Below are 26,134 nucleotides of genomic sequence, written 5' to 3'. Positions count from 1 at the left end.
GAGAGCAACAACCATGGGTATCTACGATTACAAGAACCTCGGCACCACCGAATCCAAGGCGTTGGTCAGCGATGCAATGGCGATCATGCTGTATTCCTACCACAATCTCGACAACGGCTTTGCCGCCGGTTACCAGCACAACGGCTTCGGTGCCGGCCTGCCGGCGACTCTGGTGACCGCGCTGCTGGGGGGCACCGATTCCCAAGGGGTGATTCCCGGCGTGCCGTGGAATCCCGACTCGGAGAAACTGGCCCTGGAGGCGGTACAAAAGGCCGGCTGGACGCCCATCAGCGCCGAGCAACTGGGTTACGCCGGCAAGGTGGATGGCCGCGGGACGTTTTTCGGTGAAAAGGCCGGCTACACCACCGCGCAGGTAGAGATCCTCGGCAAGTACGACGCCGAGGGTCACTTGCAGGAAATCGGCGTGTCGTTTCGCGGCACCAGCGGCCCTCGGGAAAACCTGATTGGCGACTCCATCGGCGACGTGATCAACGACCTGATGGCCGCGCTGGGGCCCAAGGACTATGCGAAAAACTACGTCGGCGAAGCCTTTGGCAACCTGCTGGGGGACGTCGCCAAGTTTGCCCAGGCCAATGGCCTGACGGGCAACGACGTGCTGGTCAGCGGTCACAGCCTGGGCGGGCTGGCGGTCAACAGCCTGGCGGACTTGAGCGTCAGCAAATGGTCAGGGTTCTACTCCAATGCCAACTACATCGCCTACGCCTCGCCAACCCAGAGCAGTACCGACAAGGTCCTGAACATCGGTTACGAGAACGATCCGGTGTTCCGCGCCCTGGACGGCTCGACGTTCAACCTTGCGTCGGTGGGTGTGCACGATGGGCAACAGGAATCGGCCACCAACAACATCGTCAGCTTCAACGACCACTACGCTTCGACGGCATGGAACGTGTTGCCGTTTTCAATCCTCAACATCCCCACCTGGATTTCCCACCTGCCGACCGGCTATGGCGATGGCATGGGTCGGATCATGGGCTCGGTGTTCTACGACCTCACCGAAAAAGACTCCACCATCATCGTTGCCAACCTGTCGGACCCCGCCCGCGCCAATACCTGGGTGCAGGACCTCAACCGCAATGCGCAAACCCACACCGGCAGCACGTTCATCATCGGCTGCGACAGCAATGACCTGATCCAGGGTGGCCAGGGCAACGACTACCTGGAAGGCCGCGCCGGCAACGACACCTTTCGCGATGGCGGTGGCTACAACGTGATCGAGGGCGGGCAGGGCAGCAATAGCCTGCAACTGCAGCAATCGATAAAGGACTTCAGCTTCGCCCACGACGGGATGGGGACGCTGTATGTTCGCGATACCCAGGGCGGGATCAGCATGACACGGGACATCGGCACGCTGGTCAGCAAAGAGCCCGGTCTGCTTTGGGGGTTGTTCAAGGATGAAGTGAGCCACAGCGTTACCACCAACGGTCTGCTCACCGGGGGCCACCTTAGCGCGTATGCGTCGTCGCTCAACGGCGGTGCGGCCAACGATACCCTGGTGGCGCGGGCTACGGGCGACTGGCTGTTCGGCCAGGACGGCAACGATGTGCTGGTGGGCGGTGCGGGTAACGACACCTTTATCGGCGGCACGGGCAATGACCTGATGCAATCGGGTGGTGGCAATGACACATTCGTCTTCAATGGCGCATTCGGCCTGGATCGAATCAGCGGTTATGATGCAGGCGACAAACTGGTATTCCTCGGTGTCGAGGGCGCTGGGTCGGGGTACGACTACAGCCAGCACATGACCGAGGTGGGCAACGACACGCTGCTCAAGGTCGGCGACAGTTCCGTGACTTTGGTGGGTGTTGGCCTGGGACAAGTTGCAGGCGAGGGCATCGTGTTCGCCTGAACTGAGGTTGTTTGAGTCTGTGGCGAGGGTGCTTGCTCGTGCCGGGCGCGAAGCGGCCCTAAATCTGGCGTCTGTCTGGACGTTACCGGTTAAGGGCCAGCAGCGCAGCGGGAGCGAGCGCCCTCGGCACAGTTGTTAGCGCTAGGGGAGGTAAAGCAGTGAGCAGTAAACAAAACACTATCGTCGGCCTGATCTGTGGCCTGGTCTCCAGCAGCGCACTGGCGGAATTGCCGGATCAGTCGATTCTGACCCGCTACGGCATAACGTCGGATCAGTTGCCCGCCGCCCAGGCAGGCAAACCCGAGGAGGCGCCAACGCCAAGGTCGCGCTTCGAAGTACAGCCTGAAAAGCCTTGGGTGTCGGTAAGCCTCGGGGAAACGAAGAAGCCGGACACCACCGGAAACCTCAGCATCGATCGTTCCAATCAGCAGGAGCATGAACGTTGCCTGCGACTGCAAGGTGATTCGTTGCGGCGCAAAGGCGCGATGATCAGTTGCCAGGAGAGCGGCCCGATGCCAGGGGGAAGCAGGGGATTCTCCCAATGATTTAAAAGCGAGCCCCCTGTGGGGAGAGGGCGGGCAGATGCTCAGTCTTCCTTGCGGATGGTCGCCACGTCATCGGCGCGAACCCGGACTTTCTTGCCGGAAATATCTTCGAACTCGTAGAAACCGTCGGCGGTGCGGGTATTGGGGGTGTCCTTGGTCAAATACTGGGTACCGTTCTGCAAGGTCACCACGGTAGGCGACGCGCAGCCAGCCAGAGCCATGAATGCTGCGGCAGCCAGAGGCAGTCCCAGAAACCTGATGTTCATATCCATAACCTCTCAATCAAAAGTACGCGGACAGCTGATTGGACCACGCCATCACATTAGCTAACCGCCATTGGTCTCGCTTGCCGTAGGAAAGTTCATCGCTCACTGAGGGATTTCATCTCTAAATATAGGAGACCGCTCATCTTTTGCAGTTGCCTGGAGCGGTCGTAGCTGATATCTGTACGCATAACCAGTACTTCAGCATCCGTGGCGCTTCTTTCCGTGACAGCCAACCCCCTCGACGATCCCTTCTACTATCTGAACAACTTCCAGCGCGTGCTCAGCTGGCTGGAGCAACGCTATGCCGATGTGCTCAGCCCCGAAGAGCAACTGTTTATCGGCGAGTTTGCCGCACTGCCGCGTGCGTCACAGGGCTTGCTGGTAAGGATGGTGATGCGCAAAGGGCTGCGGTTTCGCCACAGCAAGCTCAGTTATCCGGAAATCGGTGATATTGGCAGCGCCGTCGAGCCGTTGCTGGCGTTGGGCTGGGTTGAGGAACAGGCGCCGCTGAGCCTTGTCGAGCTGTTCGAGGTACTGCTCAAGTCGGAAATCCTGGTGTGCCTGGGCCACCTGATCGAACAACCCAAGGCGAAAAAAACCGAATGGCTCCAGGCCTTGAATGAGCCATTGAGCCAACCACAGCCCTTTGGCAGTTGGTGCCCGCAACTTGAGGACCGCCTGTTCAGCCTGACGATCATGGACCTGTGCGACCGACTGCGGCTGATGTTCTTCGGCAACCTTTACCAGGACTGGTCGGAGTTCGTACTGGCGGACCTGGGCATCTTCACCTACGAAACCGTCGAGTTCAGCGCCGAGTCACGGGGTTTGCGCAATCGTGAGGACGTCGATGCCTGCCTGTTCCTGCACGACTGCCAACAGCGCTTCGAAGCCGGCGAGCCCCTGGAAGCGATTGTCGCCCAGGTCAATGAACTGTCCTTGGATAATCCGTGGCTGGAGCGGCGACGGGGCAAGTTGTTGTTCCACATCGGCCAGCACGGCGAGCGCATCGGCGACTTCGCCTTGGCCTTGAGGATCTATCGCGATTGCACCTACCCAGGTGCGCGGTTGCGGATGGTCCGGGTGCTGGAGCGCATCGGCGAATACGCTCTGGCCCTGGAACTGGGCGAGGCGGCGGTCCTCGCACCGCAAAGTGCTGCCGAAACCCAAGCCTTGCTGCGGATCGTGCCCCGTCTTCGGCGCAAGTTGGGCGGGCCGCCGGTGCCACGGAGCCTGGCCTGTGAAGTGGAACGCCTGGAGCTGCAGCTGCCTCGCGTCGATCCGACCTTGTCGGTGGAGTACCATGTCCAGGCCCACCTGCACGACGAAACCGCACCAGTGCATTACGTCGAGAACAGCCTGATCAATTCGCTGTTTGGCCTGCTGTGCTGGTCGGCGATTTTTGCGCCGTTGCCGGGGGCGTTTTTCCACCCATTCCAGCGCGGACCGGTCGACCTGCTCAACGAAGACTTCCATGCCCGCCGTGCCGAGCTGTTCGCGGCCTGCTTCGCCGAGCTGGACGACGGGCGCTATCGGGACACCATTGGGCGCCGCTATGCAGAAAAATGGGGCGTGCAGTCGCCTTTCGTGTTCTGGGGCGCGCTGACCGAAGAATTGTTGGCCCAGGCGCTCGATTGCCTGCCGGCCGCACACCTCAAGCAGTGGTTTAGCCGGCTGCTGCTGGACATCAAGGCCAACCGTGCCGGCATGCCAGACCTGATCCAGTTCTGGCCGCAGCAAAAGACCTACCGCATGATCGAAGTCAAAGGCCCCGGCGATCGCTTGCAAGACAACCAACTGCGTTGGCTGGAGTTCTGCCATGAACACCAGATGCCAGTGACCGTTTGTTATGTGCAATGGGCGGAGTCAGCCATCGCGAGCGAGCTCGCTTCCACAGGGGATGAGTCACCACAGATCAAATGTGGGAGCGAGCTTGCTCGCGATGAGGCCCCATGAACCCTGCACCCAGCTACAGCATTGCCGTGCGAGCGTTGTGTGAGTTCACCGCCAAGGTGGGCGACCTTGACCTGCGTTTCACACCGTCACCGACGGCCCTGGAAGGCATTGCCGGCCATCGCACCGTGGCCTCGCGACGCAGCGAGGGTTATCAGGCTGAAGTGGCCCTCGAAGGGCATTACCAGACACTGACAGTCAAAGGCCGGGCCGATGGCTACGACCCTGTTCGCCATTGCCTTGAAGAAGTGAAGACCTACCGGGGTGACCTTACCAAGCAGCCGGCCAATCATCGCCATCTGCATTGGGCCCAGGCGAAAATCTACGGCGGGTTGATGTGCCAAAAACTGCAATTGCCGCACATCGACGTGGCCCTGGTGTACTTCGACATCGTCAGCGAAAAGGAAACCTGCATCACCCAACGTTTCGAGGCGACACAGCTGCAAGCCTTCTTCGAAGCGCAATGTGCGCTGTTCCTGGCCTGGGCCGAACAGGAAATGGCCCATCGACAGGCACGCAACCTCGGCGCGCAATCGCTGGTGTTTCCCCATGCGGGTTTCAGGCCCGGGCAACGGCACCTGGCCGAATCGGTATTCAAGGCTGTCAGCACCGGCCGCAGCCTGATGGCCCAGGCGCCCACCGGCATCGGCAAGACCGTCGGTACGCTGTTCCCAATGCTCAAGGCCCTGGCGCCGCAGCAACTGGACAAGGTGTTCTTCCTCACGGCGAAGACCCCCGGGCGCAAGCTGGCCCTGGATGCGGCGCGCGTGATCACCCACGGCGCGCCGTCGATGCCATTGCGGGTGTTGGAGATGATTGCCCGGGACAAGGCTTGCGAACACCCGGACAAGGCCTGCCATGGCGAATCCTGCCCGCTGGCCCGTGGTTTCTATGACCGTTTGCCGGGCGCCCGGGCAGCGGCGAGCCAGGTCACGTTGCTCGACCAGGCGGCGTTGCGCGAGATTGCGCTGGCCCATGAAGTCTGTCCGTATTACCTCAGCCAGGAAATGGCCCGCTGGGCCGACGTGGTGGTGGCCGACTACAACTATTACTTCGATTTCAGTGCGTTGCTTTTCGGCCTGGCCCAGGCCAATGGCTGGACTGTCGCGACCTTGGTGGATGAGGCCCATAACCTGGTGGAGCGGGGGCGGCAGATGTACAGCGCGACCCTCGACCAGGCCACGCTGACCAGCGTGCGCAAAACCGCCCCCGAACCGCTGAAAAAATCCCTGGACAGGGTCAATCGCCAGTGGAACACCTTGCATTCGCCCCAGGTGGCGGCCTATCAGGCCTATGAAAAGCTGCCCGAAAAACTGCTCCAGGCCCTGTCCACCTGTACCACAGCCATCGGTGATTACCTCAACGACCATCCCCTGGGCCTGGACAGCGGATTGCAGGCGTTTTACTTCGACGCCTTGCAGTTTGGCCGGGTGGCGGAAACCTTCGACGAACATTTCCTGTTCGACATCCACAAGCGCGAACTCGGCCGCCAGCGCAGCCTGTCGACGCTGTGCCTGCGCAACGTGGTACCGGCTGCATTCCTGCGGCCCAGGCTGACGGCGGCTCGCAGCACGGTGCTGTTTTCGGCGACCCTGAGCCCTCGGCATTACTACGCAGATTTGTTGGGGACGCCGGGCGACACGGTGTGGATCGATGTGGAGTCGCCGTTCAAGGCCGAACAACTGGACGTACAGGTCGTCAGTCGCATTTCCACTCGTTTTGCCCATCGCCAGGCGTCCCTGGAGCCGATAGTCACGTTGATGGCCCGCCAGTTCGGCGAGCGCCCGGGCAATTACCTGGCTTTTTTCAGCAGCTTCGATTACTTGCAGCAAGTGGCCGGGCTGTTCGCCGAGCGGTACCCGCACATTGCACTCTGGACGCAATCGCGCGGCATGGGCGAAGCGCCTCGGCAGGCGTTTATCGAGCGGTTCATGGAACACAGCCAAGGCATTGGCTTTGCGGTGCTGGGCGGCGCGTTCGGCGAGGGCATCGATTTGCCAGGTTCACGCCTGATCGGCGCATTCATCGCCACTTTGGGGCTGGCCCAGTTCAACCCGGTCAATGAGCAGATGAAACAACGCATGGCGGCGATCTTCGGCGATGGCTATGACTACACTTACCTGTATCCCGGCCTGCAGAAAGTCGTACAAGCGGCCGGTCGCGTCATCCGCACCCAACAGGATAGCGGGGTGGTGATGCTGATCGACGACCGGTTTGGCGAGGCCCGGGTACAGCAATTGTTGCCGCGTTGGTGGTCGGTCACCGAGGAAACACACCCCGCCACCTGTGGGAGCGAGCTTGCTCGCGATAGCGGTCTGTCAGTGACATGAGGGCTGGCTGAAACACCGCCATCGCGAGCAAGCTCCCACAGGGAGCCCACTAGGGCTCGGGTTTGTGAATAGCCTGGGAGACCTGCGTATTGCGCTCCCAACGCTCAATAATTTTTCCTGGCGCCAGACTTGTTCCATACTCCGCAAAAGTCCACACGGATGCCCCGGCCAGATGCTTGAGAAAGACCCCAAGACCCCACTCATGAACGAGGAACAGCGCTTTCGCCTGCTCATCGACGCTGTGGTCGACTACGCCATCTACATGACCGACCCGTCTGGCATCATCACCAGCTGGAACTCCGGCGCCAGGCGCTTCAAGGGCTACGAGGAATCCGAGGTCCTGGGGCAGCATTTCTCCCGTTTCTACACCGATCACGACCGCGCCGCCGGCCTGCCGCAACGGGCGCTGGATACAGCCATGCATGAGGGGCGTTTCGAAGGCGAGGGCTGGCGGGTGCGCAAGGACGGCACGCTGTTCTGGTCCCATGTGGTGATTGATCCGATCATCGACAGCCAGAGCGGTACCTTGCTTGGTTTCGCCAAGATCACCCGCGACCTGACCGACCGCAAGATAGCCGAGGAAACCCTCAAGCAAAGCGAGCAGCAGTTCCGCCTGCTGGTGCAAAGCGTCACCGATTACGCCATCTACATGCTCGACCCGCAGGGCCAGGTCACCAACTGGAACCTGGGGGCGCAGCGGATCAAGGGCTATCTTCCGACGGAAGCCATTGGCCGGCATTTTTCGATGTTCTACACCCCCGAAGATCGCGATACCGGCGAACCACAACGCGCGTTGAGCATCGCTGCCAGCGAAGGGCGTTTCGAGAAAAAGGGCTGGCGCATGCGCAAGGATGGCACGCGCTTCATGGCCCACGTGGTCATCGATGCGATCCGCAGCGACACCGGCACGCTGTTGGGATTTGCCAAGGTCACCCGCGACATTACCGATGCCACCCAGGCCCAGCAGGCCCTCGAGCAGGCCCGCGAGGCGCTGTTCCAATCCCAGAAACTGCAAGCCATCGGCCAGCTCACCGGCGGCATCGCCCATGATTTCAATAACCTGTTGACGGTCATCCTTGGCAACCTGGAAATCGTGCGCAAGCGCATGCCCGACGAGCCGAAGCTCACTCAATTGCTGGACAACGCGACCCAGGGCGCGCTGCGCGGGGTTTCGCTGACCCAGCGCATGCTGGCGTTTGCCCGCCGGCAAAAACTGACCTACGAATCGGTCGAGCTGTCGGCCCTGCTGCAAGGTATCAGCGGCCTGCTGCAAAGCTCCCTGGGCCCGTCGATACACGTCCAGACCCGTTTCGCCGAGGCACTGTCGCCGGTGCTGGCCGATGTCAACCAACTGGAACTGGCGATTCTAAACCTGGCAACCAATGCCCGGGACGCCATGCCCCACGGCGGCCAGGTCATGATTACAGCCGATGAGCGGCAAGGGTGCGATGCGCCCCCGGACGAGCCGATGGCCCCCGGGCGCTACATTTGCCTGGCGATTACCGACGAAGGCGAGGGCATGGACGAAGCCACGCTGGCCTCGGCGGTGGAACCGTTCTTCACCACCAAGGGGGTCGGCAAGGGCACGGGCCTGGGGTTGTCCATGGTGCACGGCCTGGCGGAACAGTTGGGTGGCCGCCTGACGCTCAGGAGCCGCAAAGGCGTCGGTACCACCGCGCAGTTGTGGCTACCGGTGGCTGACAACCCGGCACCGGGCAAAGTGTCGATCCAGGAAACATCACAGCCGGTCGACGAGTTGAAAGTGCTGGTGGTCGATGATGACAGCCTGGTGCTGACCAGCACGCGCCTGTTGATCGAAGACCTCGGACACCGGGTCCTTTGCGCCGCCTCGGGCGCCCAGGCGCTGGAGTTGCATGAGCGCAACCCGGACATCGACCTGGTGATCACCGACATGGCCATGCCGCAGATGGACGGTGCGCAGTTGGCGAAACTGCTGCGCGACCGCCAACCGAGCCTGCCCATCATCCTGGCCACCGGTTATGCCGAACGCCTGGAAGGTTCTGCCACGCAATTGCCTCGGTTGATCAAGCCGTTCAAGCAGATTGACCTGGTGCAGATCATTGGGCAGACGATGAAATAGTCAGGAGCACAACGTCCGCCTCCTGTGGCGAGGGCGCGGTGTAGAGCTGCGTAGGAGCTGCGTAGGAGCGGTGTAGGAGCTGTCGAGTGCAACGAGGCTGCGATCTTTCCCCAGACACTTGAGCCTCAAGCGAAAGATCAAAAGATCAAAAGATCAAAAGATCAAAAGATCAAAAGATCGCAGCCTTCGGCAGCTCCTACAGCACAAGAGCAGTCGCTTATTCAGTGTTCTTCTTGAACCCACGCAAATTCATCGCGCACAGGCAAAACTGCAACACGATCAATGCATACGCGTGGGTATGAACCCCCCAGACCACCCACAGAATATTGCTCGCAATAAAACAACTGAATCCCGCCACCCTGCGTTGCGGTTGGCGTGAGCCGATCAGCCAGGCGGCCAGCACCGTGACGAGCATCGCCGGCCATTGCACCCATTCAAGATAATCCACACAAACATCCTCTTGCCCTTACGAACTAAAGACCTTGGCAGTGAGGGAGCGTTTCCTCGGACTTTGATGCACCTGCTGTCCATTGGCTTGAACTTGCCGCGCACCGGGTTTTTCTAAAGAGTCCTGATCATCACCGAGGCACCGCCTGCGCAATGCCCAGAATACTCACCGGGCCCACCCCGGAAGAAGAACTGACGGAACACAACGCCAAACTGTTCGGCTCGCCCAAGGAACGACTGGATTTCTATCGCCGGGAGATCCAGTACGAAACCAGCATCCTGGCCAACCGAACCGATGCTTACCTGGCTGCCCAATCGTTCCTGGTGATCGCCTTTGCCTCGTGCATGGCCAACCTGAACCCGGAGTGGGGCAAGTTGTTCACGCTGATCGTGCCGCCATTTTTGGCTTTGCTGGGGTTCTTGAGTTCACTCAATGCCTGGCCGGGCATTCGAGCGGCCTACGAGATCATCGATCACTGGCATTTCAAACAGAGCGAGTTATTGCGCGCCGAACCCTTGATGGGCCTGGCCTACGACGAGTCGCCGTTGTTCAACGAGCAGGAGTCGACGCACAAGGGCTACCGCAAGTCGTTGCTGTTCTCGGTGCGTACGCCGTGGATCTTCGCCACCTTCTGGGTGTTGCTGGGCGTGTATTCGGTTTATATCCAGGTCGGTGATCCGGGCGGTTGAGGCACCCTTGTCTCAGCCACCACGCTTGTGGCGCTCATACCATGCCAGGGTGGGCTGGGTCGTAACACCATGGACCAGAATGCTCAACGCCACCACCGACAAGGTGAGGTCGATGCACAGTTGCGCCACTGGCGGCTGCAGGCCATGGTTCAAGGCGTAAAACAGATAAAACAGGCTGCCGATCCCGCGAATGCCAAACCAGCCGATCAGCAGCCGTTGCGGTCCGTCGAGCAGTCGCCCCCAAGGTAGCGCCAGCACACTCAACGGGCGGATGACGGCAAACAACAGGGCACCGATCGCCAGGGCCCGCCAGTCCCAATGGTTGGCCAGCACAACGCCGAGCAGGGTGACCAGGAACACCTCCATCGACCGCTCCACAAGGCTGCCGAAGGCCAGCATGTCGCTCATCATCACCCCGGCGGCCAATTGACCATCGTCCAGCGACTCGGTATCGCCCACGACAGCCTGCTGGGGCTCGACGGTTTCGTGGCCCACCACCGGTTGCACCAAGTGTTCCGCCGGCGTCGCCGCTTCATCGGTGGATTTGACCTCGGCCTGGCGCAGTCCCAGGCCGGCGGCGAACACTGAGAGAAAGCCATAACCCTGGATCCACTCGGCCACGACGTAGGCCAGGGCAATCAGCGCCAGGGCCAGGTAGTCGTTGGGCGACAAGGTGCTGTCGGCATTCCTGATGCGCATCGACAAGGTCAGCTTGCCAATGCCGCGGCCCATCCAATAGCCGACCAGCAAACCGGCCGGCACGGCCCACAGGACATCACGCAGCAGCCAATCATCGAGAAAGCCGCTGCCATCTTCGCGCAGTATCAACAGGCCGAGGATCACGAAGGGAAACGCCGTACCGTCGTTCAGTCCCGCTTCACCCGACAGGCCGAAACGCACCCGGTCTTTATCACGCGCATCATTGACCTGCACCAGCGCCGCCAGCACCGGATCGGTGGGCGCCAGTATCGCGCCGATCAGCATCGACACCCCCCAACTGAGCCCGAACAGATAATGCAATGCCAGGCACAGGCTGGCGATGCACAGGATCATCACCGGCCCGGCCAGCCCAAAGGCCACGCGCCAGGTACGGTCCTTGAGGGGCAAGCGCAACTTGAGGCCGCTGACGAACAACGAAAACACCACCGCGACCTCCGTGAGGTGCTCCATCCAGACCGCCGAGTCGCTGATGTTCAGCTTCAGCACATCCAACCCCATCGGCCCGATGGCAACACCCAGCACCAGGCACATCGCCGAGGTGGTGACCGGCATCCAGCGCAGATAGGAGGAGGTCAGGGCCAGCGTCAGCAACACCGCACCGAGCACCGCTACCCATACCGTGAACGTCATCGTTGCTCCTTGGATGGCGCCAGGTCGTGGCTGGCAAATAAAACCGTGGCGAGAGTCCCTGCTCCCGCTCAGCGTATGCCGCGTAGGAGCTGTGTAGGAGCTGTCGAGTGCAACGAGGCTGCGATCTTCCCACTACCCATTGAGTCTCAAGCGAAAGATCAAAAGATCAAAAGATCAAAAGATCGCAGCCTTCGGCAGCTCCTACAGTGTTAGCCAGCGGGAGCAAGCGCCCTCGCCACAACAGCGCCCTTGCACATTCGAGGGCTGGAGTGAAACGAGGGTTCCCGCCATGAGAGACCCACCCGTTTATCCGCCAGCCTTTCAACCCAACGGAATTTTTCGTCGTTTCCGGCGCTCTGCAACAGAAGAGACGTGCTGATCCAGCGTCCGCCGAAAACCCAAGAGGCCCTTATGACTGCGCTGACACCCCTCCAATCCCAGCCGGCCACCGTGCACCCTGTTATTCCTGAGGGCCACGTACGCCAATGTTATGAACGACTGTTCCAGGGTCCCGACGACGCAGACAAGCAAGCGCTCGCCCAAGCGTTCCTCCATGAATGCATCGCAAAAGCCGCGACGCTTCCCCAGGAGATGCCCGATGACCCCATGGCGTTGCAGGCCTGGGTCGAGCAGCACAGCGCCGGCGTGGCCCGGCAATACGCTGACTACCTGGAGCGGCGCAAAAGTGGCGGCGCGCGCGAGTTCTTCAGCGGCAAGGCCCATGCCCTGTACTTCCTGCAGGCTGTGGCGCCGACCAAACGGGTCGACGGCGCCTGGCTGTATGGCGTGGTCAAGCACTGGCACGACCACCGTTTCGAAGGGTTGCTGTGCACCTACCTGGAAGAATTGGGGGACGGTCATCCCGCGCAAAACCACGTGGTGCTCTATCGCAAGCTGCTCGCCGAGCACGACTTGTCGGACGCCCCGGACATCGACGACGACCGTTATCTGCAAGGCGCCGTACAGTTGGCCTTGGGTTACGCCGGCGACGAATACCTGCCGGAGGTCATCGGCTACAACCTGGGCTATGAACAATTGCCCTTGCATCTGTTGATCAGCGCCTATGAGCTGAGCGAACTGGACATCGATCCGTACTATTTCACCCTTCACGTCACCATCGACAACGCCAGCACCGGCCACGCCCATAAAGCCGTGCAAGCGTTGCTGCAACTGATGCCGATGGAAGCCGACCGTGAAGCCTTCTGGCACCGGGTCACCTTGGGCTATCGCCTCAACGACCTGGGGCAGGGCAGCCGGGACATCATCGGCTCGTTCGACCTGGATCGCGAAGTGCTGGAGATGCTTGAACGCAAACGCCCCTTCGGCCAGCACATGCATTCCGATTACTGCAAGTTCGAAGGCAAGACCGTCAACCAGTGGCTTTCGGCGCCAGGCCAGTTGGAAGGGTTCCTGGCGGCCATGCAGAACAAGGGCTGGATCAAACGCCATGAAGACCCGCAGAACAGCCGCTTCTGGACGCTGATCAACGGGGCTGGCGCAGCCATGTTCGGGGTGTTCAGCCCCTACGAAAAACAGCTGCTGCATGACTGGATTGCCGGTGATTGGCTGGACGAGGGCACAAGGTCCAGTGCCCGACGCGCCCCGGCTGCTGCTTGCGAGCCTGCGACGCCGATGGATGATCCCGATGTGCAAAGCCTGCAACAGGCGCTGCAAGGCCGGGGCGCCCGATGAGCAGATGCAGGTGCTGATGCCCTGGCTCTGTGCCAGGCGTCATAGCCATCCGGCCGGGCTGTTGGCGACTCGTCGGTTCATCGAACTCAAATCCGCACTTCGCTAGGGAGCCCTGCATGAATGAGCAAGAACGCCTGTCCGAGCCGGACCTTGCACTGCTGCAATTGGGTCGACGCCTGCAAGCCGACGGCTACCGTTTCATCACCCCGACGCCGTTGACCCATGAACGGGTCAACCAGCGACCCGGCAATGAGCGCGCCAAGACTCTGCGGGATGTGTTCGGCTGGTCACGGCCATTTGCGCCGGGGCTGATCAGCACCGACGAACAGCGACAACTGCAAGACGCCCAGGTGCTGGAAGCACACGACGGCTTGTTGCGCAGCCGGGTGCGCTGGTCGAGCCTGGATGGCTTGCTGTTCGCTCATTCGCAGTTCCCCACCGAGGCCACCGACGCGGTGTTTTTCGGCCCTGACAGCTACCGCTTCGCCCAACTGATCCATACTCATCTGCAACAGAACTTCACGGCGGTGCATCGCGCCGTGGACATCGGTTGTGGTGCCGGCGTCGGTGCGATCGTGATTGCCCGTGCCCGGCGTGAAGCGCAAGTGCTGGCGGTGGACATCAACCCGCAAGCCCTGCGCCTTTGCGCCGTGAACGCCGCGCTGGCGCAAGTGACCAACGTCGAGGTCGCTCGCAGCGACGTGCTGCAGGACGTGCCAGGCCAGTTCGACCTGATTGTCGCCAACCCGCCGTACATGGCCGATCCGTCCGAGCGCGCCTATCGCCATGGAGGCGGCGCACTGGGTGCGGGGCTGTCGTTGCGCATTGTCGAGCAGGCCTTGCCTCGGCTTACACCTGGCGGCTCGCTGGTGCTCTACACCGGGGTGGCGATGGTGGATGGACGCGACCCGTTCCTGGAAGCGCTGGAGCAATGGCGTGACTCGGCGGATTTCGGCTGGACCTACAAGGAATTGGACCCGGACGTTTTCGGTGAGGAATTGCTGACACCGGGTTATCAGGACGTGGAAAGGATCGCCGTGGTGGCGTTGGTTGTAACCCGCATTGGCGCAGGTATCGGCGGGGTTATCGGAGGGATTATCGATGAACAGGCGCATGAAATTCGGCATTGAAGAGGAGTATTTCATCACCGATCTGCAAACCCGTTGCATGCCAGGCGAGCCACCCGCCCAAGCGGTCGCTGCTTGTCAGGCCGAACTGGGCAAGCATTTCGCCCATGAGATGTTCCTGTGCCAGGTGGAGATGGCATCGCCCATCTTTCGTGGCCTGTCCGAAGCCGCCGACTACCTGAACCAGGTACGTGCGGGCTTGAACCAGCGGTTGGCACCGTATGGCCTGGGCCTGCTCAGCGCCGGTTCACACCCGATGGCCACCCAAGTGCTGCAACCGACCGACGAACTGCATTTCCAACAGTTGTTCGATGACTACCAGCGGGTGGCGCGGCGCAGCGTGCTGTCGGGCCTGCATGTCCATGTGGAAGTCCCGGCCACCCAGGACCGGGTGCGGGTGATGAATGAAATCCTGCCCTGGTTGCCGATGTTCCTGGCCCTGAGCGCTTCATCGCCGTTCTGGAACGGTGGCTACAGCGGTTTCAGCAGCTACCGGCAAGTGGCCTGCGATGAATGGCCACGCATGGGCGTGCCAGAGTATTTCGAGGACGAGTCGGCGTTCGCCAGCTACGTCGACATGCTCATGCGTACCGGGTCCATTCGCCAACCCAGCGATTGCTGGTGGGTAATACGGCCTTCCTCACGCTATCCCACGCTGGAACTGCGCATTTGCGATGCCTGTCCGCGGGTCGACGACGTCCTGTGTCTGGTCTCGCTGTTTCGCCTGATGGTGGCCCATGCCGTGGCGCAGCGCCGGCCTGGCGCCAACTACAGCCAGATGTCGCAGTGGATTCTCAAGGAGAATCGCTGGCGGGCCAAGCGTCACGGGATTCTCGCCGAGTTTATCGTCGAGGGGCAGGAACAGCCGATGCTGATCGGTGAATGGCTGACGCTGGCCGAGCAAACCTTCGGTGAGACCGCGGCAGAGCTGGGTGTCCAGGACGTGTTCAAGCAGGCGCGCCGTATCGTGCAGGAAGGCACCAGCGCCGACCGGCAGATCGTCCTCTTCGAACAGGGACTGCTACTGGGTGATTCCGTCGAACAGGCCTTGAGCCGCGTGGTCGATCAATTGCTCGCGGAAACCGCCGGGCTGCCGGTCGCCGATCCGGCGTTGCAACAGGTGGCAGGTGGTCCATGAGCCGCAAGACCCTGGATGATTACAACCGCATGCGTGACTTCGCCGCCACTCCGGAGCCTGCGGCGAAGCGCTCGCGCAAATCGGCGAAGACGGCCCATGCCTTGCAGTTCTGCATTCAAAAACACGACGCTTCGCGGCTGCATTACGACTTTCGGCTGGAGCTGGACGGCGCGCTCAAGAGTTGGGCGGTGCCCAAAGGCCCCTCCCTGGACCCGAAAGTCAAGCGCCTGGCAGTGCATGTCGAAGACCATCCGCTGGAGTACGCCACGTTCGAAGGCAACATCCCCGAGGGCCATTACGGCGCCGGTGACGTTATCGTCTGGGACCGGGGCGTCTGGATACCCCAAGGAGATCCCCATGAGGCCTATGAAAAAGGCCGGCTAAAGTTCGAGCTGCAAGGCGAAAAGCTCAGCGGCCTGTGGAACCTGGTGCGCACCCACATGCCCGGTAAACAGGAGCAGTGGTTCCTCATCAAGCATCAAGACCAGGCCGCCCGCCCCGAGAGCGAATACGACGTGGTCCAGGCCGAACCGAACAGCGTGCTCAGCGATCGCACCCTGGTGCCCAAGCGCCGCGCCAAGGCCGCTGCAGCCAACGCGGTGAAACAACCGGAAAAGGCCGCCCGGCCGAAATCGCCGAAACGCCCCTCGAAAACCACCCTCACCGGTGCGGTCGCCGGGCTGCTGCCGCAAACCCTCAAGCCGGAACTGGCGACACTGGTGGAAAGCGCGCCCGACGGCGAATGGCTCTATGAGATCAAGTTCGACGGTTATCGGGTCATGGCGCGCATCGAAAATGGCGACGTCAGGCTGCTGACCCGCAACGGCCATGATTGGACCCACAAGTTGCCCAAACAGGCCGAGGCCCTGGCCGCGCTGGGATTGGCATCGGCCTGGCTCGACGGTGAGATGGTGGTCGCCGATGACGAGGGCGTCCCGGATTTCCAAGCCCTGCAAAACGCCTTCGAGGCCGGTAGCAGCGGCAAGATCGCTTATTACCTGTTCGACGTGCCTTACCTCAATGGCATGGATTTGCGCAAAGTGCCGGTGCAAGAGCGCCGGGCCGCATTGGCTGCGGTGCTGGAGCCCAACGAAAGCCCCTTGCTGCGGTTTTCCGACGCCTTTGAGCAAACCCCCGACGCGTTGCTCAACAGCGCCTGCCAGATGAAGATGGAAGGGCTGATCGGCAAGCGCATCGGCAGTGCCTATGTGTCCAGGCGCAGCAACGACTGGATCAAGCTCAAGTGCAAAAATCGCCAGGAATTCGTGGTGGTGGGCTTCAGCGATCCCAAGGGCGCCCGAAGCGCCTTCGGTGCCTTGCTGCTGGGGCTGCATGATGCCGACAGCGGCCAGTTACGCTACGCCGGCAAGGTCGGCACCGGGTTCAACGAAACCACCCTTAAAAGCATCTACCAGCAACTGCTGCCCCTGGAGACGAAAAAGGCCGCCGTGGTCAATCCGCCCACCGGTCATGAAGCCAAGGGCGTTCACTGGCTCGAACCGACGCTGTTGGCCGAAGTGGCCTTTGCCGAAATGACCAAGGACGGCTCGGTGCGCCATGCGGTCTTCCATGGCTTGCGCAACGACAAGCCGGCCAAGGACATCACCCAGGAGCTGGCCAAACCCGTGAAAAAAAACGCTGCGGCAAAAAAAACCAAAGCCAAGGATGAACCTGGCGCGACACCGGCTAAAGCCAAGACCAAGGCACCGGCCCTGGCCGGCAAGGTCCGCATCACCCACCCAGACCGGGTCATTGACGCCAGCAGCGGCACCACCAAGCTGCAACTGGCCGAGTACTACGCCAGCGTGGCCGAATTCATCCTGCCGGAATTGGCGGATCGCCCGGTGGCCTTGGTCAGGGCGCCGGATGGCATCGCCGGGGAACTGTTTTTCCAGAAGAACGCCGAGCACCTGGCGATTCCCGGCATCACCCGTCTGGACAAGGCGCTGACCGGGCAGCCGGTGATGATCATCAACAACGCCGAGGCGTTGATTGGCGCGGTGCAGATGAGCACGGTGGAACTGCACACCTGGAATGCCACCACCGTCGACCTGGACAAGCCTGACCGCTTCGTCCTCGACCTTGACCCGGACCCGGCGTTGCCCTGGAAGAGCATGGTCGAGGCGACGCAGCTCACGTTATCGGTGCTCGATGAGCTGGGGCTCAAGGCGTTCCTCAAGACCAGCGGTGGCAAGGGCATCCATGTGGTGGTGCCGCTGACGCGCAAACTGGGTTGGGACGAGGTCAAGGGGTTCAGCCATGCGATTGTCAGCCACATGGCCAAGCTGCTGCCGGACCGTTTTTCGGCGGTGTCCGGGCCGAAGAACCGGGTAGGGCGGATCTTCATCGATTATCTGCGCAATGGTTTGGGCGCCACCACCATCTGCGCCTATGCCGCCCGGACCCGGGAAGGGTTGCCGGTGTCGGTGCCGATCTTTCGCGAGGAGGTGGCCGAGCTCAAGGGGGCGAATTTGTGGAATGTGCACAACGTTCATGAGCGGCTGGCGGAAGTGGGGCATGAGCCTTGGGCTGGGCTGAAGAAAACTCGCCAGAGCATTACTGCTGAGATGCGTAGGCGTATTGGTATGAGGAAGGCTTAAGGTGGTTTTGGTGGCGACCGCGTTTCTCCTGTGGGAGCAAAGCTTGCTCGCGATAGCGGTGGAGGTGTCAACAGACCCGATTCCACAAGGTGTGCACAAATCTTCCAGACACTCTCCTCATCGGCAGTTAATCTGCCAAGAGCACATTCACTCAGCGGGATCGGGGCATGACAGCGCGCAACTGGATCGATCTCAAGCAGGACGCCACGTCCGGTATCGAGACCGTGCACGCGCATTTCGAGGGGCATGCCTATGATCCCCACTGGCATGACACTTATCTGGTGGGTGTGACCGAGCAGGGCGTGCAGCAGTTTCATTGCCGGCGCCAGCAGCACAACAGCACGCCGGGTAAAGTATTCCTGCTTGAGCCCGGCGAGTTGCATGACGGCAACGCCCCCCATGAACACGGGTTTACCTACCGTACGTTGTACCTGGAACCCCGATGGCTGGAACGTGAATTGCGTTCCTTGTTCGACGTGGCACCGGACAACGCCCAACTCGGGTTTGCGGCCACCCTGACTGACGACGCGCGGCTGGCGAGTGCCACGGCCATGGCCTTCCAGAGCCTGCATGAGCAGGAGATCCGCATCGTGCGCCAGACGGCCCTCGATACCCTGTTGGCCAACCTCACCCAACACCTGCACTGGCGGGCGCGGATCAACCCGGATCCACGGCTGCCGTTGGTGGCGCAGCAGGCCCGAGACTACCTGCACAGTCACCTGAGCGAAGACATCGGCCTGGATGACCTGGCGCAGGTCACCGGCGTGGATCGTTTCCGCTTGACTCGTGCGTTCAAGGCGGCTTTCGGCCTCGCGCCCCATGCCTATCTGATCCAGTTGCGCCTGGCCCGCGCCCGACGCCTGCTGGCCTGTGGCGAGAGCGCCGTGGCAGTGGCGGCCATGCTCGGTTTTGCCGACCAAAGCCACTTGGGTCGCTGGTTCCAGCGCGCCTATCGCCTGAGCCCGGCGGACTACCGCAAGCGCTGCTCAATTGTTCCAGACTGACCACGGCTTCATGGGGATGATCAAGCGATCGATCATTCACCGAGACGTTGCTCCATGGACCAGTTACTGCCGTTTGCCTTGTTCGCGTTTGTCGCCTCCATCACCCCGGGCCCGACCAATATCCTGGTGTTGAGCCATAGCTCGCGTTTCGGCCTGGCAACCACCGTGCCGATCATCCTCGGCGCCTGCGCGGCGGCGGCCTTGTTGGTGCTTTTGGTCGGCACCGGGTTGGGAGACGTGTTGGCGCGCCATGCGACGATTCAGACGCTGCTCTCATGGGCGGGCATCGCCTGGTTGAGTTGGATGGCCTGGCAGATTTTCAGCGCGCCGGCCCAGGCCATCGACCCGCAGCGTCCCGTCGAAGGCCCGCGGCTGGGCCTGGCAGGGGCCGCCGGGTTGCAGTTGGTGAACCCGAAAACCTGGATGATGGCGTTGGCGGTGGTCAGCGTTTTCGCGGGTGCCGAGGCCGACCGCACCGTGCGGGTCCTCTGGCTGTCCCTGGCATTTTTCGCCATTTCGATCCCATGCATGACCGTCTGGGCCTGCCTGGGCCGCGGCGCCGCACGGTTCTGCCGTTCCGCCGTGGCGATGGGACGGTTCAATCGGGTCATGGCGGTGATGCTGCTGGTGTCGGCGTGGTTGACCTTGGTGGTCTGAGCGACTGACAAAATTGTAATTTTTTTTTCGAAACCTCCGGACTGAAGGCTGAGTCGGACCTTATATCGCCCTTGTTCAGGCGCGGTACAACTCCCTTGAATCGACCTCGCAACAGGAGATTTCCATGAACAGTCGTTACGAAGCCTGCATAGCCGAATGCATCGCCTGCGCCATGGCCTGTGAAACCTGCGCGGCTTCTTGCCTGCGTGAGCAGAACGTACAGATGATGGCCAAGTGCATCGAACTGGACCGTGACTGCGCCGACCTTTGTCGGCTTGCCGCCACGCTCATGAAGCGCGACAGCCGCGTCGCCGCACAACTGTGCAGCGTGTGCGCGGCTATTTGCCGTGCATGTGGTGAGGAGTGTGGCAAACACGAATCGACACACTGCCAGGATTGTGCAAAAGCCTGCCGGTCTTGTGCCGACGCGTGTGAGCGAATGGCAGCTTGATGACCACGGCCTGGCAGGGCGCTTAGCTTGACGGGCAAGCGCTTCTCGCCAGGCCTTGGTTTATCGCAGGTCAGCTTTGCAAGTACACCGCATGGGTATGGGTGTACTCATACAAACCATGCTTGCCGTCGGCCCCGCCCACCCCGGACTTGCGCACCCCGGCATGGAACCCTTGCATGGCTTCGAAGTTTTCGCGGTTGACGTAGGTCTCGCCAAAGTCCAGGCCTCGAATGGCGTGCATGGCGCGGCTCAAGTCCCGGGTATAGACCGAAGAGGTCAGGCCATAGTCGCAGTCATTGGCCAGGGCGATCGCTTCGTCCAGGTCGTCGACGATCTGGATGGGCAATACCGGACCGAAGATTTCCTCGCGCATGATGTCCATCGAGGCGTTGCAACCGGCCAGTACGGTGGGTTGGAAGTGCAAGCCGTCGGGGCGGTCTGCCACGCGGCCTCCGCTGATCAGGCTGGCACCTTGCTGCAGGGCGGTCCGCACTTTGCGCTCGACGCTGTCCAAGCCCTGGCGGTTGATCAAAGGGCCCATTTCGACATCAGGCTCGGCCAGCGGGTCGCCGTAGCGAGTGGCGGACATGGCCGCGCTGATGCGTTCGATGAATTGATCGGCGACCTTGCGCTCCACGTAGACCCGCTCGGCACAGTTACAGACTTGACCGGTGTTGATGATCCGCGAGTCGCGAATCGCCTTGACCGCCAACGCCAAGTCAGCGTCTGCCAACACAATGGCCGGGGCCTTGCCGCCCAGCTCCAGGTTGAGTTTGGTGATGTTCGCCGCAGCCGCCGTCATGATCCGCGAGCCGGTATCAACGCTGCCGGTAAAACTGATCATGTCCACGCCTTTGTGACTGCTCAAGGCCGCGCCCACTTGGCCGTCGCCACACACCACGTTGAATACGCCGGGTGGCAAATCGGTTTCGGCCACCAACCGGGCGAATTCGAAACAGTTGTTCGGGGTTTCTTCGCTGGGCTTGATAACGATGGTGTTGCCGGTCAACAGCGCCGGGGCCATTTTGCGAGCAATCAGGAAAAACGGAAAATTCCACGGCAGGATGCCCGCCACCACACCCAGGGGCTTGCGGAACAGGAAAATGTTTTCCCCAGGGCGGTCACTGGTGATGATTTCGCCTTCGATGCGCCGGGCCCACTCGGCCATGTAGTTGAGGTAGTCAGCGGTGAAGTTCACCTCCACTTCGGCCAGAGCACTGATCTTGCCTTGTTCCAGGGTGATGGTGCGTGCCAGGTGCGCAACGTTCTCCCGCAGTTTGCTGGCGATGCGCCGCAGGTAGCCGGCGCGTTCGATGGCCGGTTTGGCTGACCAGTCTTGCTGCGCGGCGCGGGCGGCAGCCAAGGCCCGGTCAACGTCGCTGGCAGTGGAGGCCGGGACCCGGGACAGCAATGCACCGGTGGCCGGGTTGTACACGTCCAGGTGCGTTTCGCTGTGGGTGAACTGGCCGTTGATGAAGTTCTGGAATACGGGAACGGATGACATGGACAGCTCCTTTCAGTACGTGCGCGATGGCGCTTGGGGGGCGCTCGGTTCGCGATAGCGGGCGAGGGTGGCCTGGGCGCTCTGGCGCAGCAGGCTGATGTCGATGGCCACCGCAATGAACTGGCAGCCCCAAGCCTGATAGCGACGCGCATCGGCTTCGTTGGGCGCCAGGATGCCGCAGGCCTTGCCCGCCGCGAGGGTGGCGTCAACCGCGTGCCGGATGCGTTCCTGTACCTCGGGATGCCCCGGGTTGCCTGCATGGCCGAGGCCGATGGACAGGTCGGCGGGGCCGATGAACACCGCGTCCACGCCCTCCACTGCAGCGATGGCTTCGACGTTTTCCACACCCGTGCGCGATTCCACCTGGACGATCAGGCACAGTTCTTCATGGGCGGTGGTGAGGTAGTTCGCCACACCGTCCCAACGAGTGGCGCGGGTCAGGCCGCCGCCCACTCCACGAATGCCATGGGGCGGGTAACGCATGGCGCGCACCAGGGCCTGGGCCTGCTCGGCGGTTTCGACCATGGGAATCATCAGGGTCTGGGCACCGACATCCAGCAACTGCTTGATCAGGTTGGTATCGCCGGTCACCGCCCGCACCACCGGCGAGGTGGCATAGGGCGCCACGGCCTGGAGCTGGCTGAGTATGCTGGGTACGGTGTTGGGCGCGTGCTCGCCATCGATCAGCATCCAGTCGTAACCGGTACCGGCGACGATTTCAGCGGCGTAACCGCTGGCGAAACCGGCCCAGATACCGTACTGGGTTTGCGTTGAGGTGAGCGCGGCCTTGAAGGCGTTGCGGGGCATGTTCATGGCGTGCTCCTTTCGCGGTGATACGGCCGGTGCAACTGGCAATCCGGATTGAGCGTCACGCCGAAGCCAGGTTGGTCAAGGGCAGACAGGCGCATGCGGCCTTCCACCGGCACCGGTTCACCCAACAGTTGCGGGTGGAACATCGGCACCACTTCGTCGGCCTTGGGCGCCATCATCAGAAACTCGGCGAACGGGCTGTTATGTCGGGTGGCGACGAAGTGATAGCTGTAGACCGATGAGCCGTGGGGGATCACCAGCGCATTGTGGGCGTCGGCCAGGGCCGAGATCTTCACCAGTTCGGTGAGGCCGCCGCACCAGCCAACGTCCGGTTGGATGATGTCGCAACAGCCCATTTCCAACAGCATGCGAAAGCCCCAGCGTGTGGCCTCATGCTCACCGGTGGTTACCAGCATGCCCTTGGGCACGTTGTTGCGCAGCGCCGCGTAGCCCCAATAGTCGTCGGGCGGCAACGCCTCTTCGATCCACTTCAAACCGTACTCGTGGGCGCCGACCGCGAGCCGGGTGGCGTAGTTGAGGTCCAGGCTCATCCAGCAATCGAGCATCAGCCAGAAATCGGGGCCGACCCGCTCGCGCATGGTTGCCAGTGCTTCAAGATTCTTGCGCAGGCCTTGCTCGCCTTCGGCCGGGCCGTGGTGCAACGGCATCTTGCCGCCGATGAAGCCCATTTTCTGCGCCAGGTCCGGCCGTGCCCCGGTGGCATAGAACTGCAACTCGTCACGCACCGCGCCACCGAGCAATTGATGCACCGGCTCCTGGCGGATCTTGCCGAGCAAGTCCCAGAGCGCCAGGTCCACACCGGATATCGTGTTGATCACCAGGCCCTTGCGACCGTAGTAAAGCGTCGACTGGTACATCTGGTCCCAGATCTTCTCGATGTCGGTCACCCGGGCGCCTTCGACAAATCGTGCCAGGTGCTTTTCAACGATGTAGGCCGCAGGCTCGCCACCGGTCGTCACGGCGAACCCGACGGTGCCATCGCTGGCTTCGATTTCCACCACCAGGGTGCCGAGCACATTGATGCCGAAACTGCGACGGCTCTGGCGGTAGTCCGGGTACTTGCTCATGGGTGTGGCGATGTGATCGTCGATCCAATGGCCATCGGCCTGATCGTGATAATCCGCGCCGCCGCCTCGAAGCACGAAGGCGCGAACGTGTTTGATTGTGGGAATACCCATGTGTGCAGCTCCTTGAGTTAAACAGTGGCAGGCGTCTTCGAAGCGCGTTGGCCGGGCGAGTGGATACCCAGCACCAGCAACGCGGCGATAACGGTAGTAACGGAGAGCAGGTAGAGGCCCGCGGCGGGGGAGTGGAAGGCGCCTTCGGCCCAATTTTTCAGCACCGGGGCGATGAAGCCGCCGAGGGCGCCAAAGGAATTGATCAACGCGATGCCCGCTGCTGCCGCGCTGCCGGCCAGGTAGCTGGACGGAAAGGTCCAGAACACCGGTTGCACGGCGATGAAGCCGGAAGCGGCGAAGCACAGGGCAACGATCCCCAGCAATGGGCTGGACACGCTCACCGAACAGGCGATCCCGGCGGCTGCCATCAGCAAAGTCAACGCGGCGGTACGGCGGCGCTGGCCGGTGCGGTCGCTGTAACCGGGAATCAGATAGGCCGCGCACAGGGCGCAGATCCACGGAATTGCCGTGACCAGCCCCACCATCAGCCCGACCTTGCTGCCCATCAGGCCGCCCACCTGGGTCGGCAGGTAAAACACCACGCCATAGACGCTGGCCTGGATCAGCAGGTAAATCAGGCACAGGTACAACACGGAGGGTTGGCACAGCACGCTGAGCAAGCCGCGGCCGTGGGATTGTTTGTGCTGGTCCTCGGCATCGAGCAGCGCCTGGACCTGACGGCGCTCTTCTGCCGTCAGCCATTTGGCATCGGCGGGGCGGTTGTCCAGGTACCAATAGGCCCAGATGCCCACGGCCGAGGCCATCAGGCCTTCAACGGCGAACAACCACTGCCAGCCCTGAACACCGGCAAAACCGTCCAGCTCCAACAACAGGCCCGACAGCGGGCTGCCGAAGATGAACGCCAGCGGCGCGCCGAAATAGAAGAAGCCCATGGCCTTGCCCCGGGCCGCCGAGGGGAACCAATAGGTGAGGTAGAGGATGACACCGGGAAAGAACCCGGCTTCGGCCACGCCCAGCAAGAAGCGCAGCACGTAGAAACTCGTTTCGTCGTGGGCAAAGACCATGGCGGCCGACACCAGGCCCCAGGTGACCATGATCCGGCACATCCACAACCTGGCACCGACGCGGTGCAGGATCAGGTTGCTCGGCACTTCCAGTAGCGCGTAGCCGGCAAAGAACACCCCGGCACCAAAGGCGAAGGCCGCATCGCCTATACCGGAGTCGGCCTGGAAGGCCTGTTTGGCGAACCCGACGTTGGCGCGGTCGAGAAACGCCATGATGTACATCAGCAACAGGAAGGGCAGCAGACGCCAGGAAATCTTGGCCAGCACAGACGCAGGAAGAGTCTTCATCGCGGGGTTCCTTTAGCAGGTATTTGTTCTTATGGGCTGGACTGTACGGCCGGCTAACGATGCGTTACAAATCGAATCTCGCTAACAAGCGATACCTTTACGGTATCGATACAAGAGGCCCTCGATGACCCATCCCGTGCTGTCCCGCAGCCTGTTCAACCGCCTGCGTTATAAACACCTGCACATGCTGGTGGCCCTGAGCGCCAGCCAGAACCTGCATCGCGCCTCCCAGAGCCTGAACATGTCGCAACCGGCGGCGACCCGGATGCTGCACGAGATCGAGGACATGTTCGGTTGCGATCTGTTCGAGCGCCTGCCCCGGGGGATGCGCCCGACCGCCCTGGGCCAGGAGTTGATCCGTTTCGCCGAGTTGGCCCTCAGCGGCCTGGACCGCTGCGCCGAAGACCTGCTGGCGCGCCAGCAGGGCGGTTACGGCTATTTGTCGATCGGCACCATCATGGGCGCCGCGCCGGACCTGGTGATGGACTCCATCGCCCGCATCAAGGCCCTCAACCCACAACTGCGGATCCGCATCATGGGCGACACCAGCGACCAGGTGATCCAGTTGCTGGAACAGGGCCGCATCGACCTGGCCATCGCCCGGCGCAACGCGGCCACCGACAGTGAGCACTACGCGTTCGAACAGTTGGGCAACGAACGCTTGCTGGTGGTGGTCCACGCCGGCCACCCCCTGGCGCGACGCAAGAAACTGGCGCTGGCCGAACTGGTCAGCGACTGGCCGTGGATCCTGCAACCGGAAACCAGCCCGGCGCGCATCGGCCTCGATCAGGCGTTGCAACGCCTGGCGCTGCCAACGCCGGCGGACATCATCGAGTGCAGCTCGGTGTATTCCATGCAGCAACTGATTCAACTGACCGACGCGATCATGGTGCTCTCGGAAACCGCCTTGCGCGATTACCTGAAGATGGGCCTGGTGGTGGCGTTGCCGGTGGCGCTGGATGTGCAACTGGCGCCATTCGGGTTGCTGCGCCGCAAGGGCGAACCGGTGAGCCGGGAGTTGGGCTTGTTCATTGATCTGCTGCGCAGCCGGGCGGGTGAAAAAGCGGCGTACTGACGGGCCCCGCAACCCCTT

The 26,134-nt window shown here is 61.9% G+C and carries 20 protein-coding genes and 1 pseudogene; 14 read left to right on the top strand and 7 right to left on the bottom strand.

Annotation, left to right across the window (positions count from 1 at the left end; genetic code table 11):
• Positions 1–13 precede the first annotated feature (13 nt).
• On the top strand, positions 14–1,867 hold the full coding sequence (locus GFU70_RS14225; RefSeq protein WP_153388271.1) for a polyurethanase: 1,854 nt from the start codon (positions 14–16) through the stop codon (positions 1,865–1,867).
• A 158-nt stretch (positions 1,868–2,025) separates the two neighbouring features.
• Positions 2,026–2,412: a hypothetical protein gene (locus tag GFU70_RS14220; protein WP_153388270.1), complete on the top strand. Its 387-nt coding sequence runs from the start codon at positions 2,026–2,028 to the stop codon at positions 2,410–2,412.
• 41 nt (positions 2,413–2,453) lie between these two features.
• On the opposite strand, the gene GFU70_RS14215 is transcribed toward GFU70_RS14220, so the two are convergent.
• Complete coding sequence (locus GFU70_RS14215) at positions 2,454–2,678, bottom strand: YgdI/YgdR family lipoprotein (RefSeq protein ID WP_116643766.1); 225 nt, start codon at positions 2,676–2,678, stop codon at positions 2,454–2,456.
• A 222-nt stretch (positions 2,679–2,900) separates the two neighbouring features.
• Here GFU70_RS14215 and GFU70_RS14210 point away from each other — a divergent pair, with 222 nt between their 5' ends.
• The 3 genes from GFU70_RS14210 to GFU70_RS14200 all read left to right on the top strand — a co-directional run bounded on the left by GFU70_RS14210 (position 2,901) and on the right by GFU70_RS14200 (position 9,059).
• Positions 2,901–4,631, top strand: coding sequence for a VRR-NUC domain-containing protein (locus GFU70_RS14210; protein ID WP_153388269.1), 1,731 nt, complete (start codon positions 2,901–2,903; stop codon positions 4,629–4,631).
• A complete protein-coding gene (locus GFU70_RS14205; RefSeq protein ID WP_153388268.1) occupies positions 4,628–6,958 on the top strand; it encodes an ATP-dependent DNA helicase in 2,331 nt (776 codons plus the stop codon). The genes GFU70_RS14210 and GFU70_RS14205 overlap by 4 nt, the downstream gene beginning before the upstream one ends.
• A gap of 172 nt (positions 6,959–7,130) precedes the next feature.
• Positions 7,131–9,059, top strand: a complete 1,929-nt coding sequence (locus tag GFU70_RS14200) for a PAS domain-containing sensor histidine kinase (RefSeq protein ID WP_153388267.1) — start codon at positions 7,131–7,133, stop codon at positions 9,057–9,059.
• A 217-nt stretch (positions 9,060–9,276) separates the two neighbouring features.
• Here the strand turns inward: GFU70_RS14200 and GFU70_RS14195 are convergent, their stop codons facing one another.
• Positions 9,277–9,507: a hypothetical protein gene (locus GFU70_RS14195; RefSeq protein WP_153388266.1), complete on the bottom strand. Its 231-nt coding sequence runs from the start codon at positions 9,505–9,507 to the stop codon at positions 9,277–9,279.
• A gap of 152 nt (positions 9,508–9,659) precedes the next feature.
• Here GFU70_RS14195 and GFU70_RS14190 point away from each other — a divergent pair, with 152 nt between their 5' ends.
• On the top strand, positions 9,660–10,196 hold the full coding sequence (locus GFU70_RS14190) for a hypothetical protein (RefSeq protein WP_058543093.1): 537 nt from the start codon (positions 9,660–9,662) through the stop codon (positions 10,194–10,196).
• Between the two features lie 12 nt (positions 10,197–10,208).
• On the opposite strand, the gene GFU70_RS14185 is transcribed toward GFU70_RS14190, so the two are convergent.
• Positions 10,209–11,546: a cation:proton antiporter gene (locus GFU70_RS14185; RefSeq protein WP_153388265.1), complete on the bottom strand. Its 1,338-nt coding sequence runs from the start codon at positions 11,544–11,546 to the stop codon at positions 10,209–10,211.
• A gap of 411 nt (positions 11,547–11,957) precedes the next feature.
• Here GFU70_RS14185 and GFU70_RS14180 point away from each other — a divergent pair.
• The 7 genes and pseudogenes from GFU70_RS14180 (at position 11,958) to GFU70_RS14150 (ending at position 20,215) form a co-directional block, all read left to right on the top strand.
• Positions 11,958–13,344 (top strand): annotated as a pseudogene (locus GFU70_RS14180) (iron-containing redox enzyme family protein).
• A 10-nt stretch (positions 13,345–13,354) separates the two neighbouring features.
• On the top strand, positions 13,355–14,368 hold the full coding sequence (locus GFU70_RS14175; protein WP_058543711.1) for a methyltransferase: 1,014 nt from the start codon (positions 13,355–13,357) through the stop codon (positions 14,366–14,368).
• Complete coding sequence (locus tag GFU70_RS14170; RefSeq protein ID WP_058543710.1) at positions 14,340–15,503, top strand: carboxylate-amine ligase; 1,164 nt, start codon at positions 14,340–14,342, stop codon at positions 15,501–15,503. Before GFU70_RS14175 ends, GFU70_RS14170 begins: the two co-directional genes overlap by 29 nt.
• Positions 15,500–18,103, top strand: a complete 2,604-nt coding sequence (gene ligD / locus GFU70_RS14165) for a DNA ligase D (protein WP_116642203.1) — start codon at positions 15,500–15,502, stop codon at positions 18,101–18,103. Before GFU70_RS14170 ends, ligD begins: the two co-directional genes overlap by 4 nt.
• A gap of 167 nt (positions 18,104–18,270) precedes the next feature.
• Positions 18,271–19,107 (top strand): AraC family transcriptional regulator, encoded by an 837-nt coding sequence (locus GFU70_RS14160; RefSeq protein ID WP_058543708.1) that lies wholly within the window; start codon positions 18,271–18,273, stop codon positions 19,105–19,107.
• A gap of 54 nt (positions 19,108–19,161) precedes the next feature.
• Positions 19,162–19,764 carry a LysE family translocator gene (locus GFU70_RS14155; RefSeq protein WP_116642204.1) on the top strand — a complete coding sequence of 201 codons (603 nt, stop codon included), beginning with the start codon at positions 19,162–19,164 and terminating at the stop codon, positions 19,762–19,764.
• Between the two features lie 124 nt (positions 19,765–19,888).
• Positions 19,889–20,215, top strand: coding sequence for a four-helix bundle copper-binding protein (locus GFU70_RS14150; RefSeq protein WP_081264413.1), 327 nt, complete (start codon positions 19,889–19,891; stop codon positions 20,213–20,215).
• A gap of 70 nt (positions 20,216–20,285) precedes the next feature.
• Here the strand turns inward: GFU70_RS14150 and aldA are convergent, their stop codons facing one another.
• From aldA to GFU70_RS14130, 4 genes are read right to left on the bottom strand one after another with little or no spacing between them, the layout of a single operon-like run.
• Positions 20,286–21,719, bottom strand: coding sequence for an aldehyde dehydrogenase (gene aldA, locus GFU70_RS14145; protein WP_153388264.1), 1,434 nt, complete (start codon positions 21,717–21,719; stop codon positions 20,286–20,288).
• 12 nt (positions 21,720–21,731) lie between these two features.
• Positions 21,732–22,532 carry an aldolase/citrate lyase family protein gene (locus tag GFU70_RS14140; RefSeq protein WP_153388263.1) on the bottom strand — a complete coding sequence of 267 codons (801 nt, stop codon included), beginning with the start codon at positions 22,530–22,532 and terminating at the stop codon, positions 21,732–21,734.
• Entirely contained in the window at positions 22,529–23,728 is a 1,200-nt protein-coding gene (rhmD, locus tag GFU70_RS14135) for an L-rhamnonate dehydratase (protein ID WP_116642207.1), read from the bottom strand. The genes GFU70_RS14140 and rhmD overlap by 4 nt, the downstream gene beginning before the upstream one ends.
• A 17-nt stretch (positions 23,729–23,745) precedes the next feature.
• Positions 23,746–25,041 carry an MFS transporter gene (locus GFU70_RS14130; RefSeq protein ID WP_116642208.1) on the bottom strand — a complete coding sequence of 432 codons (1,296 nt, stop codon included), beginning with the start codon at positions 25,039–25,041 and terminating at the stop codon, positions 23,746–23,748.
• A 124-nt stretch (positions 25,042–25,165) separates the two neighbouring features.
• On the opposite strand from GFU70_RS14130, the gene GFU70_RS14125 reads away from it, so the two are divergent.
• Positions 25,166–26,116 carry a LysR family transcriptional regulator gene (locus GFU70_RS14125; protein ID WP_058543702.1) on the top strand — a complete coding sequence of 317 codons (951 nt, stop codon included), beginning with the start codon at positions 25,166–25,168 and terminating at the stop codon, positions 26,114–26,116.
• Positions 26,117–26,134: the final 18 nt, after the last annotated feature.

Origin of the sequence: Pseudomonas brassicacearum (genome assembly GCF_009601685.2) — a bacterium.
Taxonomy (GTDB): Bacteria; Pseudomonadota; Gammaproteobacteria; order Pseudomonadales; family Pseudomonadaceae; genus Aquipseudomonas; species Aquipseudomonas kilonensis_B.
This window is presented reverse-complemented; position numbering and strand designations above follow the sequence as displayed.